The organism is Synechococcus sp. N19, from assembly GCF_900474045.1.
Lineage (GTDB): Bacteria > Cyanobacteriota > Cyanobacteriia > PCC-6307 > Cyanobiaceae > Parasynechococcus.
The window spans coordinates 1-14,443 of sequence record NZ_UCNR01000018.1 but is presented as its reverse complement, the minus strand read 5'-3'; the positions used below and the strand labels follow the sequence as shown (position 1 = coordinate 14,443).

Annotated in this window: 13 protein-coding genes; 5 read left to right on the top strand and 8 right to left on the bottom strand. The window is 64.7% G+C overall.

Features of this window, described 5'->3' with window-relative positions:
* Positions 1-5: 5 nt before the first annotated feature.
* Genes DXY02_RS10985 through hpf form a run of 4 tightly spaced genes read right to left on the bottom strand, consistent with a single transcriptional unit; the run spans position 6 to position 3,470 of the window.
* Positions 6-1,385 carry an MFS transporter gene (locus tag DXY02_RS10985; RefSeq protein ID WP_114989393.1) on the bottom strand — a complete coding sequence of 460 codons (1,380 nt, stop codon included), beginning with the start codon at positions 1,383-1,385 and terminating at the stop codon, positions 6-8.
* Between the two features lie 28 nt (positions 1,386-1,413).
* On the bottom strand, positions 1,414-2,187 hold the full coding sequence (gene recO / locus DXY02_RS10980) for a DNA repair protein RecO (RefSeq protein ID WP_114989392.1): 774 nt from the start codon (positions 2,185-2,187) through the stop codon (positions 1,414-1,416).
* A complete protein-coding gene (gene deoC, locus DXY02_RS10975; RefSeq protein ID WP_114989391.1) occupies positions 2,188-2,868 on the bottom strand; it encodes a deoxyribose-phosphate aldolase in 681 nt (226 codons plus the stop codon).
* A gap of 14 nt (positions 2,869-2,882) precedes the next feature.
* On the bottom strand, positions 2,883-3,470 hold the full coding sequence (hpf, locus tag DXY02_RS10970; protein WP_114989390.1) for a ribosome hibernation-promoting factor, HPF/YfiA family: 588 nt from the start codon (positions 3,468-3,470) through the stop codon (positions 2,883-2,885).
* 11 nt (positions 3,471-3,481) lie between these two features.
* On the opposite strand from hpf, the gene lipB reads away from it, so the two are divergent.
* From lipB to queA, 5 genes are all read left to right on the top strand, one after another.
* A complete protein-coding gene (gene lipB / locus DXY02_RS10965; protein ID WP_114989389.1) occupies positions 3,482-4,180 on the top strand; it encodes a lipoyl(octanoyl) transferase LipB in 699 nt (232 codons plus the stop codon).
* Positions 4,181-4,208: 28 nt separating this feature from the next.
* Positions 4,209-6,122: an AMP-binding protein gene (locus DXY02_RS10960; protein WP_114989388.1), complete on the top strand. Its 1,914-nt coding sequence runs from the start codon at positions 4,209-4,211 to the stop codon at positions 6,120-6,122.
* Positions 6,123-6,214: 92 nt separating this feature from the next.
* Complete coding sequence (locus DXY02_RS10955; RefSeq protein ID WP_114989554.1) at positions 6,215-6,658, top strand: YlqD family protein; 444 nt, start codon at positions 6,215-6,217, stop codon at positions 6,656-6,658.
* 56 nt (positions 6,659-6,714) lie between these two features.
* Positions 6,715-8,040 (top strand): dihydrolipoamide acetyltransferase family protein, encoded by a 1,326-nt coding sequence (locus tag DXY02_RS10950; RefSeq protein WP_114989387.1) that lies wholly within the window; start codon positions 6,715-6,717, stop codon positions 8,038-8,040.
* A gap of 12 nt (positions 8,041-8,052) precedes the next feature.
* Positions 8,053-9,153 carry a tRNA preQ1(34) S-adenosylmethionine ribosyltransferase-isomerase QueA gene (gene queA, locus DXY02_RS10945; protein ID WP_114989386.1) on the top strand — a complete coding sequence of 367 codons (1,101 nt, stop codon included), beginning with the start codon at positions 8,053-8,055 and terminating at the stop codon, positions 9,151-9,153.
* Between the two features lie 74 nt (positions 9,154-9,227).
* Here the strand turns inward: queA and cysK are convergent, their stop codons facing one another.
* From cysK to psbC, 4 genes are all read right to left on the bottom strand, one after another.
* Positions 9,228-10,214 carry a cysteine synthase A gene (cysK, locus tag DXY02_RS10940; protein WP_114989385.1) on the bottom strand — a complete coding sequence of 329 codons (987 nt, stop codon included), beginning with the start codon at positions 10,212-10,214 and terminating at the stop codon, positions 9,228-9,230.
* A 54-nt stretch (positions 10,215-10,268) separates the two neighbouring features.
* Positions 10,269-11,765: a PLP-dependent transferase gene (locus tag DXY02_RS10935; RefSeq protein WP_114989384.1), complete on the bottom strand. Its 1,497-nt coding sequence runs from the start codon at positions 11,763-11,765 to the stop codon at positions 10,269-10,271.
* Complete coding sequence (locus DXY02_RS10930) at positions 11,762-12,904, bottom strand: PLP-dependent aspartate aminotransferase family protein (RefSeq protein WP_114989383.1); 1,143 nt, start codon at positions 12,902-12,904, stop codon at positions 11,762-11,764. The genes DXY02_RS10935 and DXY02_RS10930 overlap by 4 nt, the downstream gene beginning before the upstream one ends.
* Positions 12,905-13,014: 110 nt before the next feature.
* Complete coding sequence (psbC, locus tag DXY02_RS10925; RefSeq protein ID WP_011364942.1) at positions 13,015-14,403, bottom strand: photosystem II reaction center protein CP43; 1,389 nt, start codon at positions 14,401-14,403, stop codon at positions 13,015-13,017.
* Between the last annotated feature and the right edge of the window lie 40 nt (positions 14,404-14,443).

The window sequence follows — 14,443 nt, the reverse complement described above, 5'->3', positions numbered from 1 at the left end:
GCAAGTTAGCAGCGCTGCCACGGTCGTTCGATCAACGCCGCCACCAGGGCCAACCCCGCCAGCAGCCACAGCACCGGTTGAAGACCAATGCTGCTCACCAGGGTGCCCGCCAGCACCAGCGGCAGGCTGAGGGCGATGTTGATCAGGTTGTTCTGCAGTCCGAACACCCTGCCGCGCTCGGTTTCGGGGGTTTCTTCCTGAATCGTGGTCTGCGCGGGGATCGCCACCAGAGCTGCGCCGATGCCCAGGATTCCGCAGAGGCTCAGGGTGAAGGCCAGGGATCCCCGCAGCTGGCTGAGCAGCACCAGGGTCCAGGTGATGGTTCCCAGGCCTGCTGCCGTGAGCCGGCGGCGGCTGAACCGATGGCCCAGCTGGGCGATCACCACAGCTCCGATCGCCATGCCCAGTCCACTCATGGCCAGCAGGGCACCAAAGCCTGAGGGCCCCAGGTTCTCGATCAGGGCAGCCAGCTGGAGCGCCAACACGTAAAGCGCTGCCAACAGGCTGTAGAGCAGCACCAGATGAATCATGGCGCCACGCACTGAAGGCACCCGGCGCAGCACCTGCAATCCTTCGGCGATCTCCGTCCACACCGATGCATTGGAGGGGGGCTTGGGGGCTTCCTGCAGCTTCAGGCGCGACAGGCTGAGGGCTGCAAGGCCGTAACAGAGCGGAAGCAGCAGAAACTCGCCGCCATCGATGCCGATGATCGCCAGGCTGCTGTGCAGAGCACGAAGAATCGGTTCCCCCAGCGCGAAGCCCAGGATCGTTGCCCCCATGCTGGTGGCTTGGTAGAGGGAGTTGGCCGCCAACAGGTGATCTCCCGGCACCACCACAGGAATCGTGGCCTGTTCCGAGGGGGCGAAAAACTGGGTCAGGATCGACTCCAGGAAGGTCATGCCCACCAGCCCCCAGTAGCCCCAGGGCAGACCAAGCCAGACGGGCCCCGGTAGCAGACAGAGCGGTGCGAACACCACCAACAGGGCTCGGATGGCATTGCTGGCCACCATCACCCGACGCTTGGGCCAGCGGTCCGCCCAGACGCCAGCCACCGTTCCCAGCAGCATGGCCGGGATGGTGTTGGCCACAAAGATGCCGGTGGCCAGCAGGGTGATCACCTGGGTGCGTGTGCTGATGTCGAGGCCGTAGTCCGAGGCCATCTCCGCCAGCACGCCACTTCCCTGCCCCTTCAGCAGCAGGTGCTGATCGATCAGGAAGACCATCAGCACGATGTAGAACTTGTCCGCCAGCTGGGAAAAGATCTGGCCCAGCCAGAGTTTGCGGAAGTCCTTGAGGCGCAGCACGGCTTCCAAGCCACGCTTTCCCTCAGGGTTGCTGCCGGTGGGCAGAGCGGGTTCAGGGGTGGTGAGGCTTGGTCCGCTCAAGGGGCAATTGCATCGCGGCCATGATGGCTCACGCGCCTGCCAGGAGCGTCTCTCGCAGCATGGCCAGGGCTTTGCTGGGTCGGTTCAGATGCGTCCGGCTCCAGATCTCAACCACCCGCAGCAGCCGGCGCCACACGGCTGGGGGGCCCATCAGCGCACCGTCCCTGCGCCGGGGCAGTTCGGCCCGGGTCAGTCGCTGCAGCAGAGCCAGTTCGGAGGGATTCAGCTGAATCGCCGCCCCAGGCTGCTCATCGATCGCAAAGCCGTCCTGCGGCAGCAGGCTGCAGCGCCAGTCCCACTGCCCCAGCGGAGGGTCCAGGGTATTTCCCGTGATGCAGCAGGTCTGCAACGGCAGTCCATAGCCGCCCAGGGTGAGCAGATGGATGCAGGCCTGGACCGTGCCGGCCAGCACCAGCTCCGGGTCGGCTCGGTGCTCCTCCAGGCGTTCGAGGTGCAGCTGCATCGTGTCCAGCAGCCCGTCCACGGGGTCCTGGGCGGCCAGTTGAAGGCACAGATCACACAGCGCCTGCGCCGCAGCCAGGGTTTCCAGCTGTTGCCCGAGGCCGGAAAAACTGCGCAACACCCGAAGTTGTCGCACCCGGGCCAGGCCGCTGCGTCCTCCCACCTGCAGCTCCAGCAGGGTGAGGGGGGCCGCGGCGGCCAGACTGCTCTTGGGTCGGCGTGCTCCGGGAACGGCGAAGCGACTGACGCCTTCCGCATCACTGAGCAGGCTCAGCAGGCGGTCGTGTTCGCCGAGGGGGCCCACCTTGAGGGCGAGTCCGGTGAGGCGTCGTTCTGCCATTCAGGCCGCGGGGCGGCGCTGGGCCTGCAGAAGAGCCGGCGCGCTGCTGGTGCCCAGCAGATCCGCCCCCGCCAACAGCAGGTCTCCTGCGTGGCTGAGGCTGTGGATGCCCCCGGCTGCCTTGATGGCGCAGCGTTTGCGGATCAACTGTTTCAACGCAAGGATCTGATCGGCATGGCAGGCCGGGCCAAAGCCGTTGCTGGTCTGCAGTCCCGCAGCGCCAGCATCAATGGCGGCCTCCACGGCCAGTTCCAGCTGTTCGCTCTCCAGACGGGCCATGTCCAGGACGGCCCGCACGGGAAGCCCCAGTTCGCAGAGGGCGGCAAGTTCCTCGGCAAATGCGCCTGACTCGCCGTTCGCCAAGGCGCTGAAATCGGGAACGACATCGAGCTCCTGGGCGCCATGGGCGGCACACCACTCCGCTTCCGCCAGCTTGAGCTCAGCGGGAATGGCTCCGAAGGGAAAGCCGATGGCCGCCACCAGGCGGGGGCCTACGTCGGTGCTCCCGATGCGTTCCCGCAGCAGCGGCAGCTGACGCGGTGTGGTGCAGATGGCCCGCACGCCCTCCTGCATTCCGGAATCACAGAGGGCCTGGAGCTGGTCCCGGGTCAGCAGGGGGTCGAGGATCGCCTGATCAAGCCGGGGGGGTAGGTCGGGGAGCTCTTGGGCTGGATCAGCCATGGCGGGCCGGGAGGTCACTCACGAGCCTGAATCACCCCATACCCCCCGTGGTTGCGGCGGTAGATCACCTGCAGCTGATCGCTCTCCTTCTCCCGGAACAGGTAGAAGTCGTGGTCGATCAGATCCAGTTGGCGACGTGCCTCCTCCAGGCCCATGGGCGGCATGGCGAAGTATTTGCGCCGCACTCCCGGATCCGGCAGTTCCGCCTCACGCCCTTGCAGAAGGGAGGATTCAACGGGAGATGCATCGTTGACCACATCCGTGCTGGGGGTGTGGCTGGCGCTGTGGCCGTGGCTGTAGTGGTGATCGCTGTGGCGTTCCTTCCAGCGACGCAGTTGGCGGGCCAGTTTTCCTGCGGCCAGATCGATGCTGGCGTACAGGTTTTCACTGCGTTCCTGGGCGCGGATCACCGTGCCGTTGGCAAAGACCGTCACCTCGGCGGTCTGCTGCGGCACCCGGGGATTGCGAGCCACCGAGAGATGGACGTCGGCCTCGCGCACAGCATCACCGAAGTGCGATGTGGCCCGCTCCAACTTGGTTTGGGTGTAATCCCGCAACGCCGGCGTGATCTCGAGGTTGCGACCATGGATCAGCAACTTCATGCCTCACTCCTGTGCCGGTTGTTATCGGCAAATTAGATACGGCGCACGATTCGGCCCACCCCCAGCGTGCATTTCTTTTCGAGCCCGGTGATCCGGTTCGATTCGATGCCGCCTGGTCGGCGCAACAGCGCTGGCAGAGCACTCTTCTTGCTGATCCATCGGCTCCGGAGGCGGTCTGGATCCTGCAGCACCAGACCTGTTACACCCTCGGCCGTGGTGCCAGCGAGGAGCACCTGCATTTCGATCCCGCTGACCCACCGGCACCCCTGTATCGGATCGATCGGGGCGGGGAGGTGACCCATCACCTGCCCGGCCAACTGGTGGCCTACCCGGTGTTGGACCTTCAGCGCCGCACGCCCGATTTGCACTTGTATCTGCGCCAGTTGGAACAAGTCGTTCTGGATGTTCTGGCGGAGTTGGGCCTGGAGGGTAAGCGTCTGCCGGGGTTGACCGGCCTCTGGTTGGACAACCGCAAGGTCGCCGCCATCGGTGTGGGCTGTCGCCGCTGGATCACCCAGCACGGCCTGGCCCTCAACGTTGATTGCTCGATGCAGGGGTTTGAGCGGGTCACCCCTTGTGGGCTCACCGGTCGGGCGGTCGGGCGGCTTGCGGACTGGTTGCCAGGGCTGACGTCGGCTGAGGTGCAGCCGTTGCTGCGGCAAGCCCTGGCCCATCGTTTCGGTCTGGTCTGGGAGGAGGAAGCGAGATAGACCTGAGCTGTTTGAACCCCTGCCTCGGATGACGGCCAGCTGGAGCCCGACAACCCGTGAAACGGACGCTTTGCAGCGTCATGCCCACGTTCAGAAGTTGCAGAGGGTCGATGCGGTGTGGCCCTGGCTCGCCGACCGCCACGGGCTGATTGCCGCCGTCGATGCGCCCCATGTGGCGCATCCCGAACGCTTCAATTTCGGCGAACTGGCGGAGCGCATCGCCACCGCTGCCGCCGCCTTCCGGCGCCATGGCGTGAACGATGGCGATGTGGTGGCTCTGTTTGCTGAGAACAGCCCCCGCTGGCTGGTTGCGGATCAGGGCCTGATGCGTGCCGGTGCCGCTGATGCCGTGCGCGGTGCCTCGGCCCCGGTGGAGGAGCTGCGCTACATCCTTTCGGATTGCCGGGCGACGGCCCTGGTGGTGCAGAACGCTGATGTGTGGCGTCGTCTGGCCCTTCCCCCAGAGCAAAGGGCTCAGCTCCGTTTCGTGCTTCAGCTGGAAGGGGAGCCTGCCGAGGGCGCCATGGGCTGGGAGGCGTTTCTGGCGTCAGGGGCCGGCCTTGATCCCGTTGGCCCGGCGGGGGGGAGAGACGCCGTGGCCACTGTTCTGTACACCTCGGGTACGACCGGCCAACCCAAAGGGGTCCCGTTGACCCACGCCAACCTGCTGCATCAGATGAGCTCACTGGCCTGTGTGGCCTATCCCGATCCCGGTGCTCCGGTGCTGAGTGTGTTGCCCATCTGGCATGCCTACGAGCGCAGTGCCAGCTACTTCTTCCTCTCCTGCGCCTGCACGCAGACCTACACAACCATCAAGCAACTCAAGAAGGATCTGCCGCGGGTCCGGCCGATCGCGATGGCCACCGTGCCGCGGCTGTGGGAGGCGGTTCAGGCTGGATTTGAGGATGTGCTCAAGACCTTCCCTCCCTCCCGGCAGTGCCTGCTGCGGGCGGCGTTGGCCAACAGCGCTGCCCAGCGCAAAGCCGTGCGCACGGCGCGCAACCTCCTGCTGGAACCGGTGTCAGCGGCCGGCCGGCTGCGTGCCTGCGGCTCCGCGGCCCTGCGCTGGCCCCTGCATGCCCTGGCCTCGACCTTGATCTGGCCGAAGCTGCGTCGCCAGCTCAGTGGCGGTCAGCTCGCCTATCCGATCAGTGGTGGCGGTGCTATCGCCCCCCACATCGATGCCTTTTTTGAAGCCGTGGGGATTGAGCTGCTGGTGGGCTATGGCCTCACCGAAACCAGCCCTGTGGTGAGTTGCCGCAGGCCCTGGCGCAACATCCGCGGCAGCTCCGGCCTGCCGATGCCCCAGACCGAATTCCGGATCGTCGATCCCGACAACGGCCAGCCCCTGGGCTTCCGGCGACGGGGGCGGGTGATGGTGCGGGGCCCCCAGGTGATGGCGGGCTACCTCGGCAAACCCGAGGCCAGCGCCAAGGTTCTCGATGCCGCGGGATGGTTTGACACCGGCGATCTCGGCATGCTCTTGCCGGATGGTTCGGTGGCCCTCACCGGACGGGCCAAGGACACGATTGTGTTGAGCAGTGGCGAGAACATCGAGCCCGGCCCCCTGGAAGAGGCCCTGGTGGCCAGCCCCCTGATCGAGCAGGTGATGCTGGTGGGTCAGGACGAACGCCAGCTCGGTGGCCTGATCGTTCCCCGTGCTGAGGCGATCGTGGCCTGGGCGGCTGAAGCCGGCGTGAGCGTGGCGCAGGATCTGGGCGGCCAACCCGGTGATCCGGCCCTGCTTCGTTTGTTGATGCGCGAATGCAACCGCTTGCTCAAGCAGCGGTCGGGTTCCCGGGGTGATGAACGGCTGGCCGGGGTGGTGCTTGTGGATCCCTTCAGCATTGAGAACGGACTCCTGACCCAGACCCTGAAGCAGCGCCGTGATCGCATCACCAGCCGCGATCAGCAGTTGATCGATGGCCTTTACGGACGTTGACCGCGGCTGACGAGGCTTTGCGGGTGGTCGGTTGTCCGGTGATTGACCCCACGTGGAAGGGCTGACACGCTTTGGCCGTCTCCCAAGAACCCATGTCCGACGGCACCTCCCTGACGATCAAGCGTCCGATCACCGTCCGCGCCGTCGTGACGCCCACCTGGAAAGAAGAAGCAGAGCGCGAGCTCAGCAATGGCATCGCCACCGCTGACCAACAGCTGGCTCAGCTGGAACAGGAAGGTCAGGACGTGGTGGACCAGGTGCGTCGTCAGAGCGCCAACCCCCTTGATCCCCGCGTGCAGGATCAGGTGGCGCAGATCCAACAGCAGGTGGCGGCCAAGCGCGCCGAGCTGGAGGAGCAGAAGCGCAACCTGCTTCAGCAGCAGGCCCAGGTGCGTGAGCTGGAGATGGACCAGATCGTTGAGCAGGGTCAGCTGGAGAGCAGCTGTGAGCTGAAGGTGGGCGACAACCTGGTGCAGAAGATGCAGGTGGCCATCGTTGTGAAGGATGGCGTTGTGCAGTCGATTGAGGAAGCCTGATCGGCTGGCCTCTGCTGACTCGTAAACTCCCCTGATCTGCCCTCCCGGAGACGGTTTTGGCGACCACAGACATCTTCATGCCTGCCCTCAGCTCCACCATGACGGAGGGGAAGATCGTGGAGTGGCTGAAACAGCCCGGAGACAAGGTGGCTCGCGGCGAGTCGGTTCTTGTCGTTGAGTCCGACAAAGCGGACATGGACGTTGAGTCGTTCCAGGACGGCTACCTAGCAGCGGTCCTGATGCCTGCTGGAAGCACGGCACCGGTGGGCGAAACCATCGGTCTGATTGTCGAAACAGAGGCTGAGATCGCCGACGCGCAGGCCAAGGCCCCCAGCGCTCCTGCTGCGGCGCCCGCCCCTGCACCGGCTCCGGCGCCCACTCAAGCTGCGGTTCAGACCCCAGCTCCGACTCCTGCCCCCGCCCCGGCACCTGTTGCTGCCCCTGCACCGTCGGCACCGGTGGTGAACGACGGTCGCATCGTGGCCAGCCCCCGGGCCAAGAAGCTGGCCTCCCAGATGGGTGTGGACCTGGCCACCGTGCGCGGCAGCGGCCCCCACGGCCGGATTCAGGCCGAAGACGTGGAGCAAGCCTCCGGTCAGCCCATCTCCGTGCCCCGGGTGGCGGAAGGAACGGCCCCCGCTGCTTCCTCGGCTGGCGCAGCAGCAGCAGTGGCCCCGTCGGCTCCGGCGGGCAATAGCTTTGGTCGGCCCGGCGAGACCGTGGCCTTCAACACCCTCCAGGGTGCGGTGAACAAAAACATGGAGGCGAGCCTGGCGGTTCCCTGCTTCCGCGTTGGTTACACCATCACCACCGACAAGCTGGATGCCTTCTACAAACAGGTGAAGCCCAAGGGCGTCACGATGACGGCGCTGCTGGCCAAGGCTGTGGCCGTCACCCTGGCGCGTCACCCCCAGGTGAATGCCGCCACCACCGCTGCCGGCATGGCCTATCCAGCCGACGTGAACGTGGCTGTCGCCGTGGCGATGGAAGACGGTGGCTTGATCACGCCGGTGCTGCGCAATGCCGATCGCACCGATCTTTATGAGATGTCGCGTCAGTGGGGTGATTTGGTCAAGCGCTCCCGCAGCAAGCAGCTGCAGCCGGAGGAGTATTCCACGGGCACTTTCACCCTTTCCAACCTCGGCATGTTCGGTGTTGATCGCTTCGACGCGATCCTTCCCCCAGGCACCGGAGCCATTCTCGCCGTGGCGGCATCACGCCCCACGGTGGTGGCGAACAAGGACGGCTCCATCGCCGTCAAGCGTCAGATGCAGGTGAACCTGACGGCGGATCACCGCGTGATTTACGGCGCCGACGGTGCCGCATTCCTGAAGGATCTCGCCGATCTGATCGAGAACCGTCCAGAAAGCCTGGCGCTCTGATCGGTCGCCCGCGTGCCTGACCCCAGGGACCTGCAACTCAGCAGCTACGACTACCCGCTGCCGCCTGAGCGCATCGCTCAGGCACCGGTTGAGCCCCGCCACAGCGCTCGCTTGTTGATGGTTCCCCCCCAGGGGGAGCCATCAATGGATGCTGCTCATGGCCAGGTGTGGGATCTGCTCGAGCAGCTGCAGCCTGGTGATCTGCTGGTGGTGAACGACACCCGGGTGTTGAAGGCCCGCCTGGCGGTGCGTCGTTCCGGGGGTGGGCTGTCCGAGTTGCTGGTGCTGGAGCCGCGGGGGGAGGGCCGCTGGCTTTGCCTGGCCCGTCCTGCCAAGCGCATGCGGCCCGGCGACAGCCTCACGATTGATGGCACTTCGATCAGCCTAACGGTGCTTGCAGAAGACCCCGCCAGTGGTGGACGGGTGGTGCAGTTCCCCAGTGATTGCAGGGATGCCGAAACCATTGAGGGTTTGCTCAATGACGTGGGCGAGGTGCCTCTACCGCCCTACATCGAACGGCACGACCCCAGCGACAGCCAGCGCTATCAGACCCGTTACGCCGACCGCCCCGGTGCGGTGGCCGCCCCGACGGCGGGGTTGCATTTCAGTGATGAACTGCTGGCGGGCTTGCAGAAGAAAGGGGTGGATCTGGCCCGGATCACCCTGCATGTGGGCCTCGGCACCTTTCGCCCCGTCGAAACGGAAGACCTCACCGCCTTGGAGTTGCACAGTGAATGGGTGGATGTCAGCCCTGCTGTGGTGGAGTCGGTGCAGGCTTGTCGAGGCCGGGTGATTGCGGTGGGCACCACGAGTGTTCGTGCCCTGGAGGGGGCCGCTCAAGCCCATGGCGGTGTTCTCAAGCCCTACACCGGGCCGGTGGATCTGGTGATTCAGCCGGGCTATCAGTTCAAGGTGATTCAAGCCCTGCTCACCAACTTCCATCTGCCCAAAAGCTCTCTGCTGCTGTTGGTGAGTGCCCTGATCGGCCGGGAAACCCTGTTGAAGCTCTACGCCGAAGCGATTGAAAGGAGCTATCGCTTCTTCTCCTATGGCGATGCCATGTGGATTGATGCAGCGGCGGTGCAGCCCCAGGCCCGCCCACCAGCACGCTGAGACCTGAACGGTTCACGCTGAGGCCATAAAAAAGCCCCGTCAACGACGGGGCCAAGGCTTCTGGTGGAGCCAGCTTAGACAGCCACCGGTTGCTCGATGATGCCGGTCGGCACTTCAGCAAACATCACCGAGGAGAGGTAACGCTCGGCCAGGTCGGGCAGCACCACCACGATGGTTTTGCCGGCGTACTCATCTTTCTCGGCCAGACGAATGGCGGCTGCAGCGGCGGCACCGCAGGAGATGCCCACCAGCAGGCCTTCCTCCTGGGCCAGGCGCAGGGCCATGGCAACGGACTCCTCGTTGGTCACCTGCTCCACCTTGTCGACCACGGAGAGGTCGAGGTTCTGGGGGATGAAGCCGGCACCGATGCCCTGGATTTTGTGGGGACCGGGTTTGACGGCCTCACCGTTCATGGTCTGGGTGATCACCGGGCTGTTGGTCGGTTCAACGGCCACGGATTCGATCGCCTTGCCCGCTTCATTCTTGATGTAACGGGAGACGCCGGTGATGGTGCCACCGGTGCCGACGCCGGCCACGAGCACGTCAATGGCGCCATCGCAGTCGTTCCAGATTTCAGGACCGGTGGTCTTGAAGTGGATTTCGGGGTTGGCGGGATTGTCGAACTGGCCGGGCATGAAGTACTTGGCCGGATCGCTATCAGCGATTTCCTTGGCCTTGGCGATCGCGCCGGGCATGCCTTTGGCTGCCTCGGTGAGGATCAGTTCAGCCCCGAGCACGGCCATGACCCGACGCCGCTCGATAGACATCGACTCGGGCATCGTGAGGATCAGCTTGTAACCGCGGGCCGCGGCGGTGAAGGCCAGAGCGATGCCGGTGTTGCCGGAGGTGGGCTCAACAATCACCTTGCCCTTGGTGAGCTTTCCGCTCTTTTCTGCGTCCCAGATCATGTTGGCGCCGATCCGGCATTTGACGCTGTAGGCGGGGTTGCGCCCCTCAACCTTGGCCAGCACAGTGGCCTTGCAGTTTTTGGTGACGTTGTTCAGCTTGACCAGCGGGGTGTTGCCGATGGCCTGGCTGTTGTCGTCGTAAATGCGGGACATGGAGCTGCTGTAGAGGGGCCCGAAGAAAACAAACTAATGATCGAAAGCCTCTCCTCACCCGGTTGTTAAGGGCTTTTTCAGAGTCTCACCGGACTCTTCGTCAGCAAACGCTTGCTCAAATCGCATCCACAGTGCCTCGGGGTCTTCCAGACCGACCGACACCCGGAGCAGATCAGCCGGCACACCGCATTGCTCCGCCCAGCTCAGTTCGTCGTAGTGGGCCAGCTGGGTGTAGGGGCACACCAGACTGAAATCGGTGCCAAGGCTGGGGCCTTTGCTGATCAGAAGCGCGTCGTAAACCCGTTTGGAGTGCTCTTGGCCTCCCTTCAGTTCAAAGGAGAGCAGGCAGCCGTGGCCAGCTCCGCTGCGCATCAAGGCGCGGAAGTTGGGGCAGCTCTTTGGATGCAGCACCCGCTTCACGGCTGGATGGGCTTCGAGCCGTTCCGCCAGAAGCAGGGCGTTCGCATCGAGTTGCGGCACCCGCTGGAGCACATCCCGGCTGGCGATCTCCAGGGCGATGGCATCGGCATCGCTGAGGGGGGCGATGGCTGGAACCGCCGCCAGCAGGGAGGCCGCCCAGGGCGACTGCGGGCTCACCAGCACACTGCCAGCCATCACATCACCGCGGCCGGCGAAGCTCTTGGTGAGTGAGGTGAAGATCAGATCGGCGTAGGGCAGGGCGTTGAGGTTGATGCCGGTGCCGATCGTGTCATCGGCAATCACTGGAATGCCGCGGCTGCGGGCCAGGGCCGACACGCCCGGCAGATCCATGCAGCGCAGCAGCGGATTGCTGGGCAGCTCCACAATCACGGCCGCCGGCTGGAGCTGATCCAGGGCCGCTTCCACTTCGGCGAGGCTCTGCGGTTGCAACAGCTCGCCACCGTGAAACACCACCTGCGGCTGCTTCAGCACATCCACATAGGGGAAGCCCAGCTGCAGCGTGGGCTTCCTCGGCCGCAGCGTTTGGATGGCGCTGAGGGCCGCATACAGGCCGGCCATTCCCGCTGGATGCAGGCTGATCTGCTGGGCGTCGACGCCATGGATTCCAGCCAGGCGCTTTCGAATCAGCTCGCGGGCCGCGTCGCCGGATGTGCTGCTGGGGGATGTCTCTTTCCCCAGGGCGATGGCGGCCTGGCGGGAGGAGAGGCCCAGGCCGGTGTGCTGCCAGAACGCTTTGGCATGGGCGCTCGCCGCTGCATCACTGCGCAGGCAGGTCAGCCCAGCAATGGCAATCAGCTCCGAGCGGCTCTCCGGTGCCTTGCGTTGGCAGTGGGCCAGGGCTGCTTGGGCTGCCGCTTCGGTGGGGTAGGGCCAGACCGTGGCGCCTGCAAGCTCCGATGGCTGAACCAGTTGTCGGATCAGTGGATGCAGGCCGAAGCGTGGATAGATCGTCTGTAGGGCATCGCGGCAGGCCGGATCCTTCTCCTCGTAGGCGACCACATCGCGCCAGCGCGGCAGCGCCACAGACACCGCATGGGGTGAGTCGGGCAGGGGATGGCCGAGATCAGAGCCCTGCCAGGCCGGATCGCTGAGCAGATTGCGGGGACTCACGCCAGCAGCTCCAGGGCTTGGTCCAGATCGGCCTGCAGATCGGCGAGGTCTTCGCAGCCCACCGAGAAGCGCACCAAGCCGTCGTCGATGCCCAGCTTGGCCTTCACCTCAGCCGACACCGCCGCGTGGGTCATGGTGGCGGGGTGGCAGATCAGGCTTTCGATGCCGCCCAGGCTTTCGGCCATGGTGAACCAGCGCAGTTGTTTGCAGAGGGCATAGGTTTGCTCCTGGCTGGCGTTGAAGCTCACCGTCACGATGGCGCCACCGGCACGCATCTGACGGGTTGCCACCTGGTGCTGCGGGTGATCACTGCGGTGGGGGTAACGCACCCAGTTCACCTTGGCGTGCCCCGCCAGCTGATCGGCGAGGGCTGCGGCATTGGCCATCTGCTGCTTGAGCCGCAGCGGCAGGGTCTTGATGCCCCGCGTGATCAGCCAGCAATCAAAGGGGGAGGGCTGCAGGCCCAGGGCCTTTTGGGAGAACACCATCTTCTGGTGCCACTCAGGATCGTTGGTGCACACGGCTCCCCCGAGGGCATCGGAGTGGCCGTTGATGTACTTGGTTGTGCTGGTGAGTGAGAGGGTTGCGCCCAGCTCCAGAGGGCGCTGCACCAGGGCGGTGGCGAAGGTGTTGTCCACCACCACGGGGATGCCGAGGGGTTGGGTGATGTCGCAGACCGCCTCCAGGTCGATCACCTTGAGCAGAGGGTTGGTGGGGCTCTCCAGCCACACCATTGCCGGCTTCTGGGCTTGGATCTGCTCCAGTGCGGCCGGCTGGGTGAAGTCCACCCAAGCGGTTTTCAAGCCGAACTTGGCGAACACCTGCTCGAACAGCCGCACGGTGCAGCCGTAGAGGTTCTCTTCACAGAGCACCAGATCGCCCTGCTTCAGCTGGGAGACCACAGCGGTGATGGCGCTGACGCCAGAGGCGAAAACGGTGGCGTGGGCGCAACCTTCAACCGAGGCGAGTACCCCATCAAGGATGCGGAAGTTGGGGTTGCCGGAACGGGTGTAATCAAATCCGCCGGCGTTTCCATGGGCAAAGGTGCTGGTGGGGAAGATCGGCGGCATCACCGTGCCGGTGTCTCCCGCAAAGCTGTCGCCGTGGTGGATCACCCGGGTGTTCAGGCCTGTGTTCACGGACGATCCATCGATTCGAACAGGCTAAGAAATCGCCTCTCCCATCCCAATAAAAAAACCCCCGCCGTATGGCGAGGGTTGATGACGATCGTTTGGGTTGAACCGGTGGATCAGTCGAGGTCGGGCATGCCGAGCACAGGCTCAGCCTTGCGGTCAATGCCTTTCTCGAATCCAGCAGCAGCAGCGCGAGCGCGGCCGGCGTGCCAGAGGTGACCAACCAGGAAGAAGAAGGCAAGCACGAACTGCGTTGCACCCAGCCACTGGCGGAGGTTCACGTAGTTCACCGAGTTGGGCTCGGTGATGATGCCGCCCACGGAGTTGATCGAGGCGTTGGGAGCGTGGGTCATGTACTCAGCCGCACGGCGCACTTGCCAGGGCTGAATGTCGTTCTGCAGCTTGTCGAGGCTGAGACCGTTGGGGCCACGCAGGGGCTCCAGCCAGGGACCACGGAAGTCCCAGAAGCGCATGGTTTCACCACCGAAGATGATTTCACCGGTGGGTGAGCGCATCAGGTACTTACCAAGGCCGGTGGGGCCCATGGCGGAACCGATGTTGGCGCCGAGGCGCTGGTCACGCACCAGGAAGGTGAAGCTCTGAGCCTGGGATGCCTCAGCGTTGGTGGGGCCCCAGAACTCGGAGGGATAAGCGGTGTTGTTGAACCAGATGTAGGCGGAAGCGATGAAGCTCATGAAGCTCAGAGCGCCAAGGCTGTAACTCAGGTAGGCCTCACCGTTCCAGATGAAGGCGCGACGAACCCAGCCGAAAGGCTTGGTGATGGCGTGCCAGATGCCACCGAAGATCAGGGTCAGACCCAGCCAGATGTGGCCACCGATGATGTCCTCCATGGAGTTCACACCGATGATCCAGCCCTCGCCACCGAAGGGAGCGCGGAACAGGTATCCGAAGATCACGCCCGGATCGAGGGTCGGGTTGGTGATCATGCGGACGTCACCGCCGCCGGGGGCCCAGGTGTCGTAGACGCCGCCAAAGAACATGGCCTTGAAGACCAGCAGCAGGCAGCCGACGCCCAGAAGGATGAGGTGATAACCAATGATGTTGGTCATCTGGTTCTTGTCACGCCAGTCCTGGGAGAAGAAGGAGGAATAGTTCTCCAGAATTTCCGGACCACGCAGGGCGTGATAAAGGCCGCCGAGGCCGAGCACGGCGGAGCTGATCAGGTGCAGAACACCGACCACGAAGAAGGGGAAGAGATCAGTGACCTCACCGCCGGGGCCCACGCCGTAGCCAAGGGTGGCGACGTGGGGCATGCAGATGAAGCCCTGCTCATACATGGGCTTGTCGAAGGTGAAGTGGCTCACCTCGAACAGCATCATTGCGCCGGCCCAGAAGACCATCAGACCAGCGTGGGCCACGTGAGCACCAAGCAGACGGCCGGACAGGTTGATCAGGCGGGCGTTGCCGGACCACCAGGCATACCCGGTGGAGGGAAGGTCTTTGCCGCCAGTGGCGCCAAGACCGGGATTAGAGAGCGTTACCACGGGGCAGAACCTCTTCAGGGAAGACGAAGTTTTCGTGCGG

What these genes read in the sequence shown, in the direction of transcription:
- hpf (WP_114989390.1), bottom strand. Translation starts at nt 3,470, where the DNA reads ATGAAGTTGCTGATCCATGGTCGCAACCTCGAGATCACGCCGGCGTTG.
- deoC (WP_114989391.1), bottom strand. Translation starts at nt 2,868, where the DNA reads ATGGCTGATCCAGCCCAAGAGCTCCCCGACCTACCCCCCCGGCTTGAT.
- cysK (WP_114989385.1), bottom strand. Translation starts at nt 10,214, where the DNA reads ATGTCCCGCATTTACGACGACAACAGCCAGGCCATCGGCAACACCCCG.
- recO (WP_114989392.1), bottom strand. Translation starts at nt 2,187, where the DNA reads ATGGCAGAACGACGCCTCACCGGACTCGCCCTCAAGGTGGGCCCCCTC.
- DXY02_RS10955 (WP_114989554.1), top strand. Translation starts at nt 6,215, where the DNA reads ATGTCCGACGGCACCTCCCTGACGATCAAGCGTCCGATCACCGTCCGC.
- DXY02_RS10960 (WP_114989388.1), top strand. Translation starts at nt 4,209, where the DNA reads ATGACGGCCAGCTGGAGCCCGACAACCCGTGAAACGGACGCTTTGCAG.